The organism is Gayadomonas joobiniege G7 (assembly GCF_000300815.1).
Lineage (GTDB): Bacteria > Pseudomonadota > Gammaproteobacteria > Enterobacterales > Alteromonadaceae > Catenovulum > Catenovulum joobiniege.
In genome coordinates this window covers 513,367-532,612 of record NZ_AMRX01000008.1, presented here as the reverse complement: position 1 = coordinate 532,612, position 19,246 = coordinate 513,367, and the positions used below count along the sequence as shown (strand labels likewise).

General features: G+C 41.2%; 14 protein-coding genes. 2 read left to right on the top strand and 12 right to left on the bottom strand.

The features are described from left to right. Window positions 1–68 precede the first annotated feature (68 nt). The 9 genes from C727_RS0116780 to urtA form a co-directional block, all read right to left on the bottom strand. Entirely contained in the window at window positions 69–1,943 is a 1,875-nt protein-coding gene (locus C727_RS0116780; RefSeq protein WP_017446823.1) for a CRTAC1 family protein, read from the bottom strand. A 9-nt stretch (window positions 1,944–1,952) separates the two neighbouring features. Continuing rightward, entirely contained in the window at window positions 1,953–2,996 is a 1,044-nt protein-coding gene (locus C727_RS0116775; protein WP_017446822.1) for a family 16 glycosylhydrolase, read from the bottom strand. A gap of 185 nt (window positions 2,997–3,181) precedes the next feature. Next, window positions 3,182–3,529, bottom strand: a complete 348-nt coding sequence (locus tag C727_RS0116770) for a zinc ribbon domain-containing protein (RefSeq protein WP_017446821.1) — start codon at window positions 3,527–3,529, stop codon at window positions 3,182–3,184. A gap of 61 nt (window positions 3,530–3,590) precedes the next feature. Then, window positions 3,591–4,826, bottom strand: a complete 1,236-nt coding sequence (fmdA, locus tag C727_RS0116765; RefSeq protein WP_017446820.1) for a formamidase — start codon at window positions 4,824–4,826, stop codon at window positions 3,591–3,593. 43 nt (window positions 4,827–4,869) lie between these two features. Beyond that, entirely contained in the window at window positions 4,870–5,565 is a 696-nt protein-coding gene (gene urtE / locus C727_RS0116760) for an urea ABC transporter ATP-binding subunit UrtE (RefSeq protein ID WP_017446819.1), read from the bottom strand. A 12-nt stretch (window positions 5,566–5,577) separates the two neighbouring features. Beyond that, window positions 5,578–6,321, bottom strand: coding sequence for an urea ABC transporter ATP-binding protein UrtD (urtD, locus tag C727_RS0116755; RefSeq protein ID WP_017446818.1), 744 nt, complete (start codon window positions 6,319–6,321; stop codon window positions 5,578–5,580). Then, a complete protein-coding gene (urtC, locus tag C727_RS0116750) occupies window positions 6,318–7,505 on the bottom strand; it encodes an urea ABC transporter permease subunit UrtC (RefSeq protein WP_017446817.1) in 1,188 nt (395 codons plus the stop codon). Before urtC ends, urtD begins: the two co-directional genes overlap by 4 nt. An 11-nt stretch (window positions 7,506–7,516) precedes the next feature. Further along, window positions 7,517–8,443: an urea ABC transporter permease subunit UrtB gene (gene urtB / locus C727_RS0116745; RefSeq protein WP_017446816.1), complete on the bottom strand. Its 927-nt coding sequence runs from the start codon at window positions 8,441–8,443 to the stop codon at window positions 7,517–7,519. A gap of 63 nt (window positions 8,444–8,506) precedes the next feature. Then, a complete protein-coding gene (gene urtA, locus C727_RS0116740; RefSeq protein ID WP_017446815.1) occupies window positions 8,507–9,748 on the bottom strand; it encodes an urea ABC transporter substrate-binding protein in 1,242 nt (413 codons plus the stop codon). Between the two features lie 271 nt (window positions 9,749–10,019). Here urtA and C727_RS0116735 point away from each other — a divergent pair, with 271 nt between their 5' ends. Next, window positions 10,020–13,421 carry a hybrid sensor histidine kinase/response regulator gene (locus tag C727_RS0116735; RefSeq protein ID WP_017446814.1) on the top strand — a complete coding sequence of 1,134 codons (3,402 nt, stop codon included), beginning with the start codon at window positions 10,020–10,022 and terminating at the stop codon, window positions 13,419–13,421. Continuing rightward, window positions 13,418–14,311 carry a DNA-binding response regulator gene (locus tag C727_RS0116730; RefSeq protein ID WP_017446813.1) on the top strand — a complete coding sequence of 298 codons (894 nt, stop codon included), beginning with the start codon at window positions 13,418–13,420 and terminating at the stop codon, window positions 14,309–14,311. Before C727_RS0116735 ends, C727_RS0116730 begins: the two co-directional genes overlap by 4 nt. Before the next feature lie 45 nt (window positions 14,312–14,356). On the opposite strand, the gene C727_RS0116725 is transcribed toward C727_RS0116730, so the two are convergent. The 3 genes from C727_RS0116725 to C727_RS0116715 form a co-directional block, all read right to left on the bottom strand. Next, window positions 14,357–15,385: a methionine synthase gene (locus C727_RS0116725; RefSeq protein ID WP_026052772.1), complete on the bottom strand. Its 1,029-nt coding sequence runs from the start codon at window positions 15,383–15,385 to the stop codon at window positions 14,357–14,359. Between the two features lie 25 nt (window positions 15,386–15,410). Continuing rightward, window positions 15,411–16,391, bottom strand: a complete 981-nt coding sequence (locus C727_RS0116720; protein WP_017446811.1) for a DUF1852 domain-containing protein — start codon at window positions 16,389–16,391, stop codon at window positions 15,411–15,413. 208 nt (window positions 16,392–16,599) lie between these two features. Then, on the bottom strand, window positions 16,600–19,176 hold the full coding sequence (locus C727_RS0116715) for a TonB-dependent receptor (protein WP_017446810.1): 2,577 nt from the start codon (window positions 19,174–19,176) through the stop codon (window positions 16,600–16,602). Between the last annotated feature and the right edge of the window lie 70 nt (window positions 19,177–19,246).

Sequence of the window (19,246 nt, the reverse complement as noted above, 5' to 3'; positions counted from 1 at the left end):
ATATGATGTTTGTATAGTCAATAAGTTTAGTGCTTTTATAATTTTATTAATACAAATATTGAACAAATTTAGAACACGAGTTTTTGATTTGCGTTCACCGCTTTTTTGACTTGCAACTCTCCGGTTGGCCATTTAACTTGAACTGTTAAATCTTTATCACAGTCGCCTAAACCAAAATGCACAATAGGGTTAAAACTTATAGAATACATAGCGGCCGTTGTGCCAATGCGTTTTTGCTGTTGTTTTTTGCAACCATTTACAGTCACGACAGCCCCAAGCGAAGATGCTTGTTGTTTGGCAGAGGGACCCACTGCCACCTGCAAATAATGGCTTTGGTTTTGGCTTTGGTTCAAAAATAGGTGCCAACGACCCCGTTCGTCGCCGACGACAAAATCAACTCGACCATCTAAATTTGCATCAATTGCTTCTATTCCTAAGCCTATTGCGCCCGGTTCACGGGTGACTATGCCCAAACTATTTTTATATTCAAAACCACCCTTCTGGTTGTTTATATAAACTAAAGCAGGATTATCAAATACCATTTCACCGCGACTACGCACCACAATATCCAAAAAGCCATCGTTGTTAATATCAGCCACTGCACTGCTGGTAAATTGGCCTTTTTTTGCTAAACCAGCGCTTTTAGTGACATTTGTAAATCGGCCCTGATGATTATTTAAGAGTATATTTACCACTTTTTCCTGTTCAACTTTTTTAACATCCGGTGCTTTGACAATACCGTCAATAACGCCTGTTGATGGTGAAAAAGTATTAACAGCTAAACGCCATGCCTGATTGCCAACATAGCCAATATAAACCCCTTTTTTGTCGGTTTTATCAACAAAGCCTAATGCATCGCTATTAACCAAACGCACATTGCGGCCAGAATGGGTTTCACCTGGAAATTGATACTCTAAACCTGGCTCGCCAGTAAATAACGACTTATGTGGCCACTGGGTTTGCAGGTTTTTAATATAAATAACCTCGCCGCCCGCAAGTTCTTTAAATTGGGTTTTGCCACGTTTAGAATAAAACGCAAAAGACTGCTTGGCACCGTTATAAAAGCTTTGGCCTGATTCAAAATCTTTGCCTTGAGTGATGAACAAGTCCATATCACCATCATTGTCATAATCCAGTTCAATGGCGCTCGACACCTGTTTGTATTTTTCGGGTAGTACGCTGTTGGTGACGTCGCTAAAGTTAAATTTACCTTCATTTTTAAATAGCCGGGCTGGCCCATTGCCATACATAAAAATATCTAACGCATGATCGCCATTAAAATCCGTCAGCAGTACTTTTTGGCCATCACCAAAACTACTCGGCAATGTACCGGCCAAAACCAATTCACCGGCTCTGTTGTTACGATATAGATAGTTTTCGCTCTGCCCTTTTTTCTCTTTTGATGGAAATGCAAAATTAACTAAATCTAAAAAACCGTCGTTGTCTAAATCAGCAAACTTTACTGTTCGTCCACGCATGTTGGCCAAAGGTATTGAATAATCGCCGATCTCAGTAAACTCGCGATTTTTATTCACCTTGACCATTTTAGCATTTCGGGCATTTGAGCCTGAGCCGCCGCCCCGCGCCATAATAATTTCTACTTGACCATCTTTATCTATATCTGCCGCCGCAATACCATGAGAGTCGCCCATCAATAGATCATAAGGTTGACTAAACCGGCCCTGATTATTCCACAATACTTGGGTGCTAAAACCATGATCGTTAAGCATTAAATCAGGCCAACCATCTTGGTCTAAATCTACAACAGTCGCAGCGTCCCATTGACGTAAAAACTTTTTAGACACTGGAAATATGTTTTGCTCAGCTGCTTCAAATGCTATCGTATCTTGCGTTTGCTCAGCGCTTAACCCCTGGCAACCCGATGCAAATAATAAACTCATTGCTGCTATTATTGGTTTTACTTGGTTCATTTTTCGGTTCATTGTTCTCCCCTACTTAGACGCTTTTTGCCATACTCGGACGTATTCAATTTCATAATCAACAACCCCGTCATGAGCCTCGTTGGGCGGGCTGTTTTTTTCTAAGTCTTGCAAACTTTCCGGCACGCCATGCCAAGGAAAAGTCTCTTGGTCTAACCACAAACTAATAGGTTTGGTGGCAACATAACCATGCTCAACACCTCGGTGTTCATTTGCAAAAGCGTCTACATCAGCTCGGCTCACGTCGCTGATTAATTGACCGTCAACATAATATTTAACGCCGCTTTCGTCCCACTCAAAACCATAAACATGAAAGTCTGCTGCCACTCTAAAACCTAAATCTTTGCGCTCTGTATAAGTAGGTTTGCCACGAACTTTTTTGCCCCAGTCTCTAATCGACCACCAAAGCTGACGATCTAAATGAGATTCACCTTGTCCTTTATGCGAACCAAATAGCTCAAAAAAATCAATTTCTAATTTTTCACCCATAGCCCAAAACGCGCTGGAAATTGCAGCGTCGGCCGCTTTGCTTTTTATTTCGATATAACCGTATTTAAAATAACGGCGACCAATGATGCAGGCTGTCGTGATATTTTCATATTTCATTGGCTCGCCAAAAACCGGTTTGTGTATCTTAGTTTCAAATGGAAAATCAGGCTCCCAACGGGTTTCTAAAATCAGTTTGCCGTTTTCTAGGCGGTAATTTCGGCCAGAAAACTGAGAAGGTGCTCGCCCTTTCCAAACTTTTTTATTGGGTTTGTCTGGATGTTTATAAACAGGTTTACCGTCTTCAAATTTACCAACGATATACCATTTGTTTTCGTCTAACGTATCACCGTCAAACTCATCACTGACTTGTTCATTTAGAACCCAAGCCCCTGTATTCTGTGGATCTGTTAATGGCAATGGCTGCTTGCTAACTGGGCTTTCACTTGGCATAGGCGTTTGCGCTATGGTCTGATTTTTTTGGGGTGTTGAACAGGCGCTGATAATGCCGGTTGCCATCAGCAAGCCCGTTGTAAGGAGTGACATTTTTAATTTTTTAGACATAAACATAATTTTAAACCAAACATATGATGTTAAACTTAATATAATTTAACTCAGATTAATGTTTAGATCAAAGAATTAAAACAAATTTAAAACATTGTATTTAATAGTGCCGTACACAGGTGGCAAGTTTTTGCTGGTAAGGCCAACATTTTGCCCGAGACAAAATGTTGGTTCATATGGCTTAAGAAAGGTTAATGGCTGATCATCCAAGGTCTGGCAGAAGGAAAAATTTTACTACCATCGGCTAAATAAACCGCTTTGCGCGTTTTTGCCGCGGTATGTTCACAGCCACATCCACGCCCGTGTTTTTTATCGCGACTTTCTGGCGTTGAAATAATCGGCTCATGACTGGCTTTTTCATTTTTTTCGGCTGCTTTTCGTTTATTAGGAGCCATTTCTAATACTTGCGGGGGGATCAAAATAACTTTTGCACAGAGCTTGCCACAACGAGGACAAGCACAAGGTTCATGGCCTTTGGCCAGCGGCACCATTTCTTGAAAAACACCATGCTGTGCACACTTATAATCGTATAGAGGCATATCATACTCCTTAGGTAAAAAGCGCCGTTGCCAGCGCTACAGATAAAACTTAAACAAAAGATTATTTTTTAATATCAGGTGCAAGTGGCACATCAATCGAGCCATCGTAATATTTAGTCGGTCCGTCTGGGCTGATTTTGATGTCTTCTTTAAAGATATCAGTTGGTAGCCACAAGGTCGCACAAGAGTTTGGCACATCCACCACCCCACTAATATGACCTTGAACTGGCGCTGTGCCTAATATGGCGTATGCCTGCGCTCTGGTATAACCAAATTTTTCGAGGTAGTTAATGGCATTTAAACAGGCTTGGCGATAGGCAACATTAACATCCAAATAATGCTGTTTACCCTCTTCATCAACAGAGATGCCTTCAAAAATTAAATAATCATCGTATTTAGGTGTGATCGGGCTTGGTTTAAATATTGGGTTTTTAACACCATATTTTTTCATGCCGTCTTTAACCAGATTGACTCGTAAGTGGATCCAGCCGGCCATTTCTATCGCACCGCAAAAGGTAATTTCTCCATCCCCTTGGCTAAAGTGTAAGTCGCCAACACTTAAACCTGCATCCTTTACATAAACAGGAAAATAAACTTTAGATCCGCGTGATAAATCTTTAATATCACAATTACCACCATGTTCCCTTGGTGGTACGGTTCTGGCACCTTCAGCCGCTGCAGCTTTTGCCGCTTCGCCTTGCATTTTACCCATATGGGCAGTTTCTGCATACGGTAAGTTCGCAAGACCTGGTACTCTATCTGGCTCGGTATCGTAGAGGTCTTTTTCACGTGTATTCCATTCGTTTAACATTTCTTTCGAAGGCAAACAGCCAATTAACCCAGGATGAATTAAACCGGCAAATTCTACCCCAGGAATGTGACGTGATGAGGTGAACATGCCTTTAAAATCCCAAATCGACTTTTGCGCTTCAGGAAAATGCTCTGTTAAAAAACCGCCGCCATTTTGTTTAGAAAAGAAACCATTAAAACCCCATTGGCTATCGTCGAAAGTCCCTATATCTAAAATATCGACTTCTAATAAATCGCCAGGTTCAGCCCCCTCAACCCCAACTGGCCCTGATAAAAAGTGAACTTGGGTCAAATCAACGTCACGCACATCGCTCGCATCATCGTTATTTTTGATTTGCCCACCAGTCCAATCGATACACTCAATAATAAAATCATCACCCGGCTTGACCATCTCGGCCATTGGAATATCTGGGTGCCAACGGTTATGTAGTTTTTCGTTTTCGTATGCAGATTTTTTTAAGTCGACTTTAATAATTGTATTAGTCATTTTTATCTCCTTGCGGTTTAGCCGCATTTTGCTGGTTGAGTTTTTAAACGGATAAATAACTGGCTACTTTGTCTTCATCAATATTGGCAATATCATCTTCGTGCACTATGTTGCCACCTTCAATTACCAATACCCTGTCGGCAATTTCAAGCGCAAAACTTAGCACCTGTTCAGATACTAAAATGGACAAACCTCGCTCATCACGGATACGCTTCAAGGTTCTCGCCATTTCTTTAATGATGGAAGGCTGAATGCCTTCAGTTGGTTCATCTAAAATAAGCACTTTAGGGTTACTGGCTAAGGCTCTTGCGATCGCTAGTTGCTGTTGCTGACCGCCAGAAAGGTTGCCGCCTTTTCGTGATTTCATTTCTTTTAATACCGGAAACAATTCGTACAAATCACTGTCTGGCGGTAGCTTGGATTGGTTGGTTGAGGTTAAGCCGGTTTCAATATTTTCAAGCACCGACATGGTCGAAAAGATCATCCGCCCTTGGGGCACAAAACCTACGCCGTTTGCCACCCGTTCAAAACTTTTCATTCCGGTTAAATCAGTGCCTTGCAGTGATATAGAGCCGCCACTTTCCGGCACCATGCCCACCAAAGATTTCATTAACGAGGTTTTACCCATGCCATTGCGCCCCATGATGGCAACAATTTCGTTTTTTTTAAGTTCGAAGTTTACCCCGTGCACAACTTCACTCTGGCCGTAAGAAACCCGATAGTCTTTTACTTGCAGCATATTTATTTCCTCTTAATGGCCAAGATAAACTTCAATTACCTTAGGATCGTTTTGCACCCGCTCCATGCTGCCTTCTGACAGTACTTGGCCTTGATGTAAAACGGTGACCCGGTCGGCAATTTCTTCGGCAAACTGCATATCATGCTCAATCACAATCACTGAGCGACCTTTGGTAATGCGTTTAAGTAGTTCAGCTGTTTTGCGCCGTTCAGCGACGGACATCCCAGCTACCGGTTCATCTAGCATCAACAAATCAGGCTCTTGAATCAGTAACATGCCAATTTCTAACCATTGTTTTTGCCCGTGACTCAACAATCCTGCTGGTTTATCCAACATATCCTGTAAAAAGATCATTTCGGCTATTTCATGCACTTGGTTAATCACAGCTTGATCGCGGCGAAAAAACAAAGCACCAAACACGCTGCGCCCTTTCGGATAAGAAAGCTCTAAATTTTCAAATACCGATAAATCTTCATAAATAGATGGATTCTGAAATTTTCGACCGACGCCAGCATGCACTATTTGGTGCTCACTCATTTTTGTCAGCTCTTTATCTCTGAACTTGATAGAGCCAGAAGTAGAAGCTGTACGACCACAAATTAAATCAAGCACTGTCGTTTTTCCGGCACCATTGGGGCCAATGATGACCCGAATTTCTCCTTCGTCGACATAAAGTGAGAGGTCGTTTACCGCTTTAAAACCATCAAAAGACACAGTGAGTCCCTCAACCGAGAGAACAAAATCTTTTTGACTCATAAGGTACCTCCGGTTAACACATCATCTGTTTTTTCAGTTGTATTGGGCTGATTTTTGGCTGTTTGTACGCGTGGTTTAACAGCAACCGGTTTACCTTGTTTTTTAAAGCGTTTTTTAAATCTTGGTACTATATGATCTTGATAAACGCTGGCTAAACCATTTGGAAAGAACAGCACCACACTGATAAACAAAGCGCCCATCGCGAACAACCATAACTCTGGGAAAGATTCCGAAAAGCTGGTTTTGGCAAAGTTAACTAAAAGCGCACCATAGATGGCACCAAAGATGGATAAACGTCCGCCGACGGCACACAAGATCACCATTTCAATAGAGGGCACTATGCCAACAAAAGTTGGGGACATAAAACCGACTTGTAAGGTGAACATGGCGCCACCCAAAGCGGCAAATAGAGCGCCAATGCAAAATACGAAGATTTTAAAGTTCGCTACATCGTATCCAGAAAAGCGCACTCGTTCTTCACGGCCTCGCATCGCGACTAAAATACGGCCTAGTTTGTTTTTGCGAATAATTTGCGCAATCACTAAACAGGTAAACAATAAAACCAAATTGACAAAGTATAAAATCACTTTAGCGCTGTCAGTTCTGATGTCCCAACCTAAAAAGGTCCGTAAATCTGTAATGCCATTCACGCCGCCAGTGTAGCCCTGCTGGCCAATAATTAAGATGGTTAAAATAGCTGCAATGGCTTGTGTGATGATGGCAAAATAAACCCCACCAACCCGGCGTTTAAACATGGCTAGGCCAATAAAAAACGCAAACACAGTCGGCACAAGCATCACGGCAATGATAGTAAAAGATAAACTATGGAAGGGTTCCCAGAACCAAGGCAATTCAGTGAGCTGGTTCCAATCCATAAAATCAGGAATACCTGGCGTGGATTGAATCGCCGTGTTTTCGGGGCTAGAGGCTTCTAACTTTAAAAACATCGCCATGCAATAACCGCCCAAACCAAAAAATATACCTTGGCCCAAACTTAAAATACCACCATACCCCCAGCATAATACCAAGCCTAAAGCAACAAACGCGTAGGTGAGATATTTGCCGACAAGATTAAGCCGAAACACATCCATAGCTAATGGAAATACCACTGCCAGCAATACAGCTAGGATGGCAAAAGCTATTAAATCACCTTTAGGAAAAATTTGTTTTAACGAATTCATCATCTACTGGCTCCTTAATGACGGATTTTCATGGCAAAGAGTCCTTGTGGACGCAACATCAAGATGCCAACAACAAACAACAGGGTTAAAACTTTAGCCATAGAACCGCTTAAGAAAAACTCCATCGTTGATTGTGCTTGGGAGATAGTAAAGGCGGAAGCAATAGTGCCTAATAAGCTTTGAGCGCCACCAAAAACCACGACTAAAAAGGTATCAACAATATAGAGTTGACCTGAGGTGGGTCCAGTTGAACCTATCATAGTAAACGCACTGCCGGCGATGCCTGCAATACCACAGCCTAAACCAAAGGTGACACGGTCTACTTTTTCGGTATTGATGCCCACCGCACTGGCCATTGGCCGATTTTGCACCACGGCACGAACTTGGCGGCCCCAACCTGAACGATACATTAACCAATACACGCCAATCGCAATCGTGACGGTTAATAACATCACAAAGATGCCGTTTATGGGCACTTCAATAATATCTGTCAGCGCATAAGAACCCATCATCCAATCGGGTAAACTCACCCCGACTTCACGCGCACCAAAAACGCTGCGATATATTTGTTGCAGAATTAAACTTAACCCCCAAGTTGCTAACAGAGTATCTAAGGGGCGTTTGTATAAAAATCTAATAAGCCCCCATTCGACCAGCATTCCTAATAAAAAGGTGGTGATAAAAGCCAGGATCATGGCGACAAAAAAGTAGCCATCAAATAAACCTGGTAAGTATTCTGCAAATACGTTGGAGGTCAGATAGGTTATATAAGCCCCCAAAATCATGAATTCTCCGTGAGCCATATTAATAACACCCATTTGGCCAAAAATGATGGCCAAGCCAAGTGCCATTAAGACGAGCACAGAAAACAGTATTAAACCGGCAAACCCTTGCATGGCAAAAATCGCGGTCAATTCATTGGCTGTATAGTCGCTAAACATATCCAGTACCTCCGCTAAACAATAAAAAGGAGAAGGAGCGTGGGCGCTTGCCCACACTTTGTTTTATTTGTATCCGACTGGGAATGGGTTAGGTTCCATTAACTCGTCTGTTTCGTAAATTAAGTCGTATTGCCCATCCTTTTTAGCTAAACCAATGCGGGTTTTAGACCATAAGTGGTGGTTTTCGTGAATTCGCACATACCCTTCTGGTGCTGTCGTTAACTCAATACCAGGTGAAGCAGCACGTACTTTGTCGATATCAAAAGAGCCGGCTTTTTCAACCGCTGCTTTCCATAACCAAGGGCCAAGATAAGCAGCCTGGGTCACATCGCCAATCACAATGTCGTCACCCCAACGCTCTTTAAAGGCTTTAACAAAGGCTTTGTTGTTTTCATTTTCCATGCTCTGGAAGTACTTCATTGCCGCATAAGCACCTTCAATATTTTCACCACCGATACCTAAAATTTCATCTTCAGTCACAGAAATGGTTAGCACTAACGGCTTTTCTTTAGTCATATCGATACCGGCGGCTTTTAGCTGCTTATAAAACGCTACGTTTGAACCACCAACCACAATGGCGTAAATGACATCTGGTTTTTTAAGTTTGATTTTATTGATCACAGAGTTAAATTGAGTATGGCCGAGCGGATAATATTCTTCACCGGACACTTTTAACCCCAATTTTTCAATATGCTTGCGGGCTATTTTGTTGGCGGTACGCGGCCAAATATAATCAGAGCCAAGCAAGAAGAACTTTTTAGCGCCTTTGTTTTTAACAACCCAATCGATGCCCGCTAAAATTTGCTGAGTCGCTTCTTGGCCTGTATAAATAACATTAGGTGATTGCTCTAACCCTTCGTAAAAAGTTGGGTAATACAGCATACCGTTATATTGCTCAAAGACTGGCAATACAGCTTTTCGTGAGGCCGATGTCCAGCAACCAAACACAGCCGCGACTTTGTCATTCACTAGTAGTTTTTTTGATTTTTCGGCAAATGTTGGCCAATCACTAGCACCATCTTCCTGGATGTACTCAATTTTACGGCCTAGTACCCCACCCATAGCATTAATTTGTTCAATGGCTAACTTTTCAGCCTGAACCGATCCCGTTTCACTAATGGCCATGGTGCCAGTAACCGAGTGCAGAATGCCCACTTTTACTGTGTCGTCAGTCACGGCTAAACCCGTTGTATTAACTGACTCTGCGTGCGCTAAATTTGAAGCTGCTAACGAAAGCGCTATTGGAAGCGCCAGTTTTTTAAGCACCGAAGATACTTTTGTTGTTATTCCGCGTGTAGTTGTCATATCGCCACCTTGTTGAGGTTTTAGTTGATTAGGAACTTTAGAAGCTGCTCTAAAAGCCTGAAATTAGTTTAAATTTTTCTGCGATGACAACAATTAGCCGATTACCCCAGCCAACTGAGTGATTTGACCCTGGCACGTTTAACTGATTGGAATAAGTTATTTAACGTATACCCAAGCGTTAATAATGCAATCAAAATTAACGAGGTTATGTTGGCGTATTCTTTGCGTTCACAAAGCATAGCCTTTTTAAATTTATGAGTTGAGTAAATACATGTCTCCCGAACAGGACATTTTTAGGGTAAGAAGAAATTACAATACCTGGGTTGCAGATCACACGTTAGAAGATTATTCGCTACGTTTTACCGCAAAATCAGCGCGGCGCTGGAGTAATGGCCAAATTGCACTAACGGCGTTGGGTGCAATCTCATTTTTAGCGTTAGAAGCCATTGGCGCCGTGATCACTTTATCGTACGGCTTTACTAACGCAATGTTGGCCACCTTAACTGTGTGTTTAATTATTTTTTTAACTGCTTTGCCGATTTGTTACCACGCTGCAAAAGCGGGTATAGACATAGACTTATTAACCCGTGGTGCAGGGTTTGGCTATATCGGTTCAACCATTACCTCGCTAATTTATGCTAGTTTTACCTTTATATTTTTTGCCATTGAAGCTGCCATCATGGCGATGGCCCTGCAGCTAACATTAGATATTCCTCTATATCTTGGTTTTTTTATTTGTGCTGTGGTTATCATTCCGTTAGTCACCCATGGCATTACGCAAATTAGACGCTTTCAAAAAATAACTAACCCTATTTGGTTAGCTTTACAACTCTTACCACTCATTTGCATAGCGATTTATGAATGGGAAGCTTTTACCCATTGGCAAGCATTTGAAGTCCCGCTAAATCCAGATCAACACAGTCATTTTAATTTACTCTTTTTTGGCGCAGCCGCGTCAATGATGCTCGCATTAATTGCACAAGTGGGTGAACAAGTAGACTTTTTACGTTTTTTGCCGCCACAAGAAAAAAATAAAAAAACCTGGTGGTTAGCCCTCTTATCCGCTGGCCCTGGATGGATTTTAGTGGGTGGTTTAAAAATTACCATAGGCTCATTTTTAGGCTATTTAGCTATTACCCATGGTTTAAGTCCCAACCAAGCTGTTGACCCCAATCATATGTATTTAGTGGCCTTTAGTTACGTTGCGCAAAATAGCAATCTGGTTTTATTGTTGGTTGGAATTTTTGTGGTTTTGTCGCAACTTAAAATTAATGTAACTAATGCCTATGCAGGCTCTATTGCTTGGTCGAACTTTTTTTCCCGTGTGACTCAAAATCATCCAGGCCGAGTCGTTTGGTTGGTCTTTAATGTGGCGATTGCGTTGCTGTTAATGGAGCTTGAAATTTTTGCCATAATGGAAAAAATCCTATCAATCTATGGTTTAATTGCAGTGGCTTGGGTCGGCTCTATGGTTGCAGATTTAGTCATTAATCGGCCACTTGGGTTACGACCGCAGCAAATAGAGTTCAAACGCGCGCATCTGTACGATGTTAACCCAGTTGGCATTGGCTCTATGTTTATCGCATCAACCATAGGTATTATTTTGCATACTGGTGTTTTGGGCGAAAATGGTGAAGCTATGGCTTCTTTTGCCACTTTATCGAGCACCTTTGTACTAGCGCCTTTGTTTGCCTACCTAACAAAAGGCAAGTTTTATATTGCGAGACCCAATGTATTAGCCAGCTCAAAACAGGCTGAAAGCCAATGCTGCATTTGCCAACATCATTTTGAACACGAAGACATGTCACTTTGCCCAGCATACGGTGGCACTATTTGCAGTTTATGCTGCGCACTGGATACCCGCTGTCACGATTTGTGTAAAAGTCAGTCTCGATTTTACGATCAAATATTAGGATTTATTCGGTTATTGGTTCCCAAACGCATCGTTAGCCGCATTAATGACCGTGTATATAGTTTTGTCGGCCTATTTATTTTTTGTGCATTGCTGGTTTTTGGTGTATTAAGCTTTATATATTTTCAAATTTCACTAGCCTCTGACGTTGACCCTGAGGTTTTAAAAACCGCACTCATTAAATCCTCTTTTATCTTGGTGATTGTTGGTGCTGTGATCTGCTGGATTTTCATTTTATTAACCGAAAGCCGCCGTATATCTGTGAACGAAACCCGCCAGCAGACCCGTTTACTGCGTCAGGAAATTTCTGCTCATAAAAAAACCGACCAAAAGTTACAAGCTGCCAAAGAGACAGCGGAATCTGCAAACTTGGCTAAAAGTCGCTACTTAGCCGGTATCAGCCACGAATTACGTTCACCACTAAATGCTGTGTTGGGTTATGCACAATTACTCGAAAAAGGAAAAATAACAACTGATAAGCAGCCTCATGCAATAAACATTATTCGCCGCAGCAGCGAGTATTTAGCTGATTTGATTGAAGGCTTGTTAGATATTTCGAAAATTGAAGCGGGCAAACTTGATTTAATCAAAACTCAGGTGCATTTTCCTTCTTTGTTAAATCAGATGGTCAGCATGTATCGGCTACAAGCAGACAAAAAAGGCATACGTTTTAGTTATAAAACCTATGGGAAATTACCCGAATACGTGCGAACGGATGAAAAGCGATTACGCCAAATTTTGATTAACTTATTATCTAATGCCATTAAATTTACCCATACTGGCGAAGTCACTTTTAAAGTTAATTATAAAAACGAAATTGCACACTTTGTTATTACCGATACCGGCGTTGGCATAGACCCGAGCCAGTATGAAAAAATATTTAAACCTTTTGAACGGATCCGTCAGCCCGGTGATCCGCATGTAGCTGGCACAGGGTTGGGGCTCACCATCACTCGCCTGTTAACTGAGATCATGGGTGGCAATATCACCTTAACCAGCCAAAAAAACCATGGCAGTCAGTTTAAAGTATCTCTGATGCTTAGCAGCATGCAAGCACAGACGGTAACACAAGATATTTGCAATAGAGAAGTCGTCGGTTACCATGGGAGGCAAAGATTAATCATGCTGGTTGACGATGATCCCATTCATAGGGGTTTGATTACCGAAACTATCTCTTCACTCGGTTTTTCGGTGGCTGAAGCGGCCGACGGTTTTGAATGTTTACAGCTAATAGAAGGCTGCCAACCCGACTTGTTTTTATTAGATGTTTCTATGCCTGGAATGAATGGCTTTGAACTCACTCAAGCGTTGCGCAACAAGCAGATAAAAACACCGATTTTTATGGTTTCAGCTGAAGCGAAAGAACAGCAGTTGAATAATACCGAGTCACAGGCACATGATGATTACGTCACTAAACCTGTTAATATCGATAAATTGATCAGCAAAATAGGCAATCATTTAGCTTTAACGTGGCGCTATCAAAAAATGCCATCAGCTCGCCTGGACAGTAACGAAAAAAATTCGCCGAGCACGGCTGAATCCTTATCGGTAGTTGAGCCGGAAAATACGAACGATAGTACCCCTGTATGGCAAGAACTCATCACCCTTTGTGATATGGGCTACCACAAAGCGGTATTCACTAAATTACAGCACGCCAAAAATAAAAACTTATTACCAGAGCCCACCGTAGATAAGCTGCTTGCCCTGTGCAAGTGCTTTCAATTTAAACAAATCAGCGATTTTTTGAGAGACCAGCAATGACAACCACTAAAAAGCAAAAAAGTGTTGTGCTAATTGTCGATGATTCGCCAGAAACCCTTAGCATGTTAAATGATGCGCTTGATGGTGAAGATTTAACAATACTCATTGCCATGGAAGGTCAGCAAGCTGTGACCATTGCCCAAAGCATTAAACCCGACATTATTTTAATGGACGCTATTATGCCTAACATGGACGGTTTTGAAGCTTGCGAGATAATAAAAAACAACCCAGCACTCAAATATACCCCCGTCATTTTTATGACTGGAATGAGCGATACCGATCATATTAAAAAAGGGTTTATGGCCGGTGGTACCGACTATATTACTAAACCTATAAACCCCGATGAGTTGATTGTGCGTATGATGGCTCATTTAAATAACGCCAGGATCACCATTCATAGCCAACAAGCTTTAGATACTGTGGGCCAGTTTTTATTAGCCGTAAATAACTCAGGTCAAATCGAATGGGCAACGCCGCAAACCTATCAACTATTTGAGTTAGCACAAATAGATGATGCTTGGTTAGCTGATAAGTTTGCGCAAAAAGTGGCTCAGTTTATTCGGTCCGACAATAAAAAAATTCCGTTAAAACTTAAATCAGAAAATAAACAATTAGAGTTAAGTTATATTACAGAAACCGAAGATAACGAATATTTATTAAAACTAGCCGACATCGAAGAAAAAGATGAAACACTGGTATTGCGGCAAAAATACGGCTTAACTAAAAGAGAATCTGAAGTACTGCTATGGATAAGCAAAGGTAAAACAAACCGTGAAATTGCCATTGTGCTTGCGATGAGCCCACGTACCGTGAATAAACATCTAGAACAAATTTTTAAAAAATTAGGTGTTGAAAATAGGACATCAGCAGCTGCGATGGCGCTAAGGTAAAAGCGAGGATCAAAAAGATCCGCGCTTTTTTGCACTGTCAGGGAACTATCCGTTCAGTTCGTTCCGCACAATACTCGCACCGGCGGCCAGTGCAGAGAGTTTGGCATTCGCAACTTGTTTTGGCAGGGGCGCCAACCCACAGTTTGTGCACGGGTAGAGTTTATCTGCATCAACAAATTGCATGGCTTTACGCAAAGTATCTGCCACAGCCTCTGCTGTTTCTACTTGATGTGTCGCCACATCAATTGCACCTACCATAACTTTTTTACCACGGATTAACTCAATCAGTTCTAATGGGACCCGTGAGTTATGACATTCTAGCGAAATCAGATCCAATTTAGAGCGCTGTAATTTAGGAAAAATCTCTTCGTATTGACGCCATTCTGAGCCCAGAGTTTTTTTCCAGTCGGTATTGGCTTTAATACCATATCCATAACAAATGTGTACTGCAGTTTCACATTTTAAACCTTCAATTGCTCGCTCTAACGCGGCAATTCCCCAGTCGTTAACTTGTTCAAAAAATACATTAAACGCGGGTTCATCAAACTGGATAATATCAACCCCAGCCGCTTCTAACTCTTTTGCTTCTTGGTTTAAAATTTTGGCAAATTCCCACGCCAGTTTTTCACGGCTTTGGTAAAACTGATCCGATAAAGTATCAACCATAGTCATAGGCCCGGGCAATGCCCACTTAATAGGCTGTTTAGTCTGATTTCGTAAAAATTTAGCGTCGTCGACAAAAACAGCTTGTTTGCGAACAACTTGATCAACCACCACAGGGACACTGGCTTCATATCGGTCACGAATTTTCACTGTTTGGCGGTTAGTAAAATCGACACCGCTTAACTGCTCAATAAAGGTTGTGACAAAGTGTTGGCGAGTTTGCTCACCGTCACAAACAATATCAAGCCCCGCCTGCTGTTGATTAAAAAGCGACAGTTTTAACGCGTCCTGCTTTCCAGCAACTAGCTCTTCACCCTCTAATTTCCATGGCGACCATAAAGTTTCGGGCTGGGCCAACCAAAGGGGTTTTGGCAAGCTGCCAGCGATAGATGTTGGTAATAATGTATTCATAGTTAAATTTTTAAATGCCAATAAATTAATAAACGCAGTTAGCAGACCACTGCTCTAAAATATTTTGATAGGGTTTTATAAAATGTAACTCGGCAAACTTGCCTTGTTCTTTTGCTAATCGGCTGCGCTCATCGCGGTCATAAACGATCTGGGTTATTGAATGATCCGGATGGTTTAAATTTGGCCGATAACGTTTGCCCGCCAACGCATTCGCATTATAAATTTCTGGGCGATAGATTTTTTGAAACGTTTCCATAGTGCTAATGGTGCTACTAAGCTCTAGGTTGCTATAGTCGTTTAATAAATCGCCAATAAAATAAAAAGCAAGCGGTGCAACACTGGTTGCAGGCATAAAATAACGAACCTGCAAGCCCATCTTTTTAAAGTAACTTTCGGTTAATGAGGACTCATTCGGCTGATATTCAATCCCTAGAACCGGATGCTGATTTTCAGTCCTGAGATAGGTTTTGCTGTCTGATACACTTAAACAAATAACCGGCGGTTTGTTGAAGTTCTGTTGGTAAACCTCTGAATTTATGAAAGATTTAAAAATATTGCCATGCAATTCACCAAAATCTTCTGGAATACTAAACTGCTGTTTATTTTTATTATGTTCAGGCAGGACTACGTTAAAATCATAATCTCGCACGTAAGATGAAAAGTTATTGCCAACGATGCCATCAATATGACGGTTTGTTTTATGATCAAAAATATTGGTTTTTAATACTTCAATACATGGGAATCGATTCCCCTGACCATTAACTTGCATCTCAACTGAGATGATTTCCAAATGAACTGAATACCTGTCAGCGTTTGGGTTATCCCAATGAACCAATGCATTAAATCGGTTGTTAATCATGGTTAGCGCGCTTTGTAAATTTTGTTTGCGGTGTTCGCCACGTGCTAAGTTCGCGAAGTTTGTAGTGATCCTTGTATTATCTGAGGGCTGATAGTCTTCATCAAAACTGATACCTTGTATCGCAAATGTAAACGCGTCATTTACCATGATCTGACCTCCTACTTTTAATGTGAAAATGTTTGTGTAAAAAGATTGTTTGTTTGAACCGAGCGTTCAAAGCAGATAGGTAATTTATACGCAGATTAAGTTGAAAAAAACTAAAATAATTTCATCTTTATGATGAATAAAATTCAAAATTAAAGGCGGGATCTATAACACAGTGCCATTGGCACTGTGTTTTATTCATTAAAAGCAATTAAAAAGCATATGTAAATCCAGCATAATAAGTACTTCCAACGTACTCATACTCAGTATTCCAGCGCTCTAAGCCCCCCTGATACTCAGTCGTAGGTTCGTTATTTAAGTTGTTGATATCAACATAGACAGTAAATGAATCGGAGGCATAATATGAGGCTCTAAAGTCCCAACGACCAAACTCCCCTTGTGTCACATCATCTTCTATGATGGCAATATCGCCCATATCCGTCAAAAACGCCGCATTATAGTTATAGGTGAGTCCTAAATACCAATCGTAGTTTTCAAAAAAGAGCGTAAAGCTCTGAATTTCTTCAGGTTGACCTTCTAAGGTTCGAGCTTCGCCAATTTCTGAATCATAAAAAGTGGCATCAATTGAGGTATAAGAATACGTTGCGCCTAAGCCGTCAAATGGTTTTGGCAAGTCAACAAATTGATATTGAATATTCAGCTCGTAACCTTCTACATCTGCATTATCAGCATTTCGTTTTGTATTCACCAATAATTTATCAACAGCGTATTCTGTTCCTTGAAAACTTCCTGAATTGATTGTCTGTTCATTATTAACAATAAGATTATCTATAGTTTTATTGAACCATGCCAAACTTATCACACTCGCATCTGTTGGATACCACTCCACAGACAAATCTAAATTAGAAGACTGGTAAGCTTTTAAATCAGGGTTACCAATATTTAATACTCCATCACCGTCTTCGTTAACTTGATAAGTCGAAGTTGCGCTGATGTCTGCATAGTTAGGACGACCTAAACTCTCAGTCCAAGAACCTCGAACAATAAGATCATCTACTGGTCGGTAGTTCACCAAAATTGACGGCAATACTGAGTGATCACTGCCAGAAACACTCACTGATTGATAGTCGTCAGCAACCGCTTGCTGACCAACAGATTCAACGTCTGTTTGTTCAATACGCAAACCAGTGATCACTTGCCACTTATCAATTTGTAAGGTATTCATCAAATAAGCTGCAGTGGTCGTTTCTTCAACTTTTTTATCATTTGCAACCTTGTTTTGTTCGCTGGCGGTTTGGTCAAACGTGAAAAGCTCTGGCTGATCATTAAATAATTGGTTTAGCGCGTATAAATCAAACCAAACATTTTTCCGCCCTTCGCCATTTACATCATTAATGAAATCGCCACGGTCGACATTAAAGCCTGCTATATTGTTACGGGTAACATCATACTCATCGTTGCCCAAGTCAAAAGATTTTTCGTTTTGTGTGTATTTAACACCAAATTTAACCGCGCCTTCGAATGATCTGCTTAAATAGGCGTACTCCGCATTAAATTTAGCACTAAATATATCCTGCTCAGACTGATCGTTCTGATATTGAACTGTATTAAAACGAAGGTTTTCAGGTAGATTATGGGTTAAGCCCCCTTCACTTACTTGTAAAATACCATCGCGACTAAAACTGACTGAATCAGGTCCTAAACCCTGCGAGGTATCCTGTCGAAAATCCCACGCCGAGTTAGTTTCTACGATTTTGTTTTGTCCTAAGTTAATCCCATAGTCAAATAGCCAGCTTTGCCACTTAGTTTCACCACTTAAGCTGATATTATTGACTTCTTTGGTCACATCTTCTCGACGCAGGTCACCGCGAATAAAAGTAGCGCCTTGCGCGACATCAAAACCGTCTTCAGTCACGTTTGAGATTAAACCCGCATCTTGTTCAACACCTTGTCGGAATCTATTTCTGTGTTGGAATTCTTCAAATTCACTATAAAATGCTTGCAGTAACAAGTTGGTGTGATCAGCTGCTTGATATTCAAGGCCGGCAGTTAATGTGGTTCGATCACGTCCAACCACATAATAATTATTTTTACTTTGTTCTGGGTAGGCAATGCCAGCTACCTCTTTCCAATCATCTTGATAAATCCCTTGTGCCAGATACTGCCGGTGTGTTTTTGAGGCTGCTACTATATAGCCCAACTCAGGGCTCAGCTTACCCGATACGGCTGCATCAATATTATAAGGATTTTCGCGCTCATAAAATGGGTTGTCTTGATCGGCTTCTTCCAAACCTAACCTTATATTGACGGTACCTTGAAAGTCTTTCCCTTGCAGTGGTTTTTTAGTGACTATATTGACCGTACCGCCAATGCCTTGCCCGTCCATGTCTGCTGTTTTTGCTTTATAAACTTCCACGCTTTGCAGCAATTCTCCCCCCAAAACATCAAGAGGCATCTGACGTCCGCTGCCATCTTTTTCCGGTGAACCAATTTCAAAACCATTGATAGTGACTTGGTTCCATTCGGGTTTTATGCCCCGGATTGAAGCAAAACGCCCTTCACCTTTTTCTATCAATACTGATACACCAGGCAATCGGTTAATTGATTCTGCAGCGTTTTTATCCGGTAAACGCCCCAAGTTATCAGCAGACATGGCATCCATTACAACAACAGAATTTTTTTTGACTTCTAATGATTTTAATCTGGCTAAACGTTGGCCACTCACAACCATTTCTTCAATAACGCCATGATTTGAAATGTCTTTATCTGCTGCGATTGCGTTTGAAACCGCTAAACTCAATAGTGACAATGTAATTATTTTTTTCATTTTTATCTCCGTGGAATTGTTTTTTTTAACCGCGCAGATAGTAAAAATAGAATGAGTCAATGCAGTGACA

Bases quoted from the DNA above. Each gene is read 5' to 3' on its own strand.
- C727_RS0116780 (WP_017446823.1), bottom strand. From the start codon at position 1,943: ATGAACCGAAAAATGAACCAAGTAAAACCAATAATAGCAGCAATGAGT.
- C727_RS0116775 (WP_017446822.1), bottom strand. From the start codon at position 2,996: ATGTTTATGTCTAAAAAATTAAAAATGTCACTCCTTACAACGGGCTTG.
- C727_RS0116770 (WP_017446821.1), bottom strand. From the start codon at position 3,529: ATGCCTCTATACGATTATAAGTGTGCACAGCATGGTGTTTTTCAAGAA.
- fmdA (WP_017446820.1), bottom strand. From the start codon at position 4,826: ATGACTAATACAATTATTAAAGTCGACTTAAAAAAATCTGCATACGAA.
- urtE (WP_017446819.1), bottom strand. From the start codon at position 5,565: ATGCTGCAAGTAAAAGACTATCGGGTTTCTTACGGCCAGAGTGAAGTT.
- urtD (WP_017446818.1), bottom strand. From the start codon at position 6,321: ATGAGTCAAAAAGATTTTGTTCTCTCGGTTGAGGGACTCACTGTGTCT.
- urtC (WP_017446817.1), bottom strand. From the start codon at position 7,505: ATGATGAATTCGTTAAAACAAATTTTTCCTAAAGGTGATTTAATAGCT.
- urtB (WP_017446816.1), bottom strand. From the start codon at position 8,443: ATGTTTAGCGACTATACAGCCAATGAATTGACCGCGATTTTTGCCATG.
- urtA (WP_017446815.1), bottom strand. From the start codon at position 9,748: ATGACAACTACACGCGGAATAACAACAAAAGTATCTTCGGTGCTTAAA.
- C727_RS0116735 (WP_017446814.1), top strand. From the start codon at position 10,020: ATGTCTCCCGAACAGGACATTTTTAGGGTAAGAAGAAATTACAATACC.
- C727_RS0116730 (WP_017446813.1), top strand. From the start codon at position 13,418: ATGACAACCACTAAAAAGCAAAAAAGTGTTGTGCTAATTGTCGATGAT.
- C727_RS0116725 (WP_026052772.1), bottom strand. From the start codon at position 15,385: ATGAATACATTATTACCAACATCTATCGCTGGCAGCTTGCCAAAACCC.
- C727_RS0116720 (WP_017446811.1), bottom strand. From the start codon at position 16,391: ATGGTAAATGACGCGTTTACATTTGCGATACAAGGTATCAGTTTTGAT.
- C727_RS0116715 (WP_017446810.1), bottom strand. From the start codon at position 19,176: ATGAAAAAAATAATTACATTGTCACTATTGAGTTTAGCGGTTTCAAAC.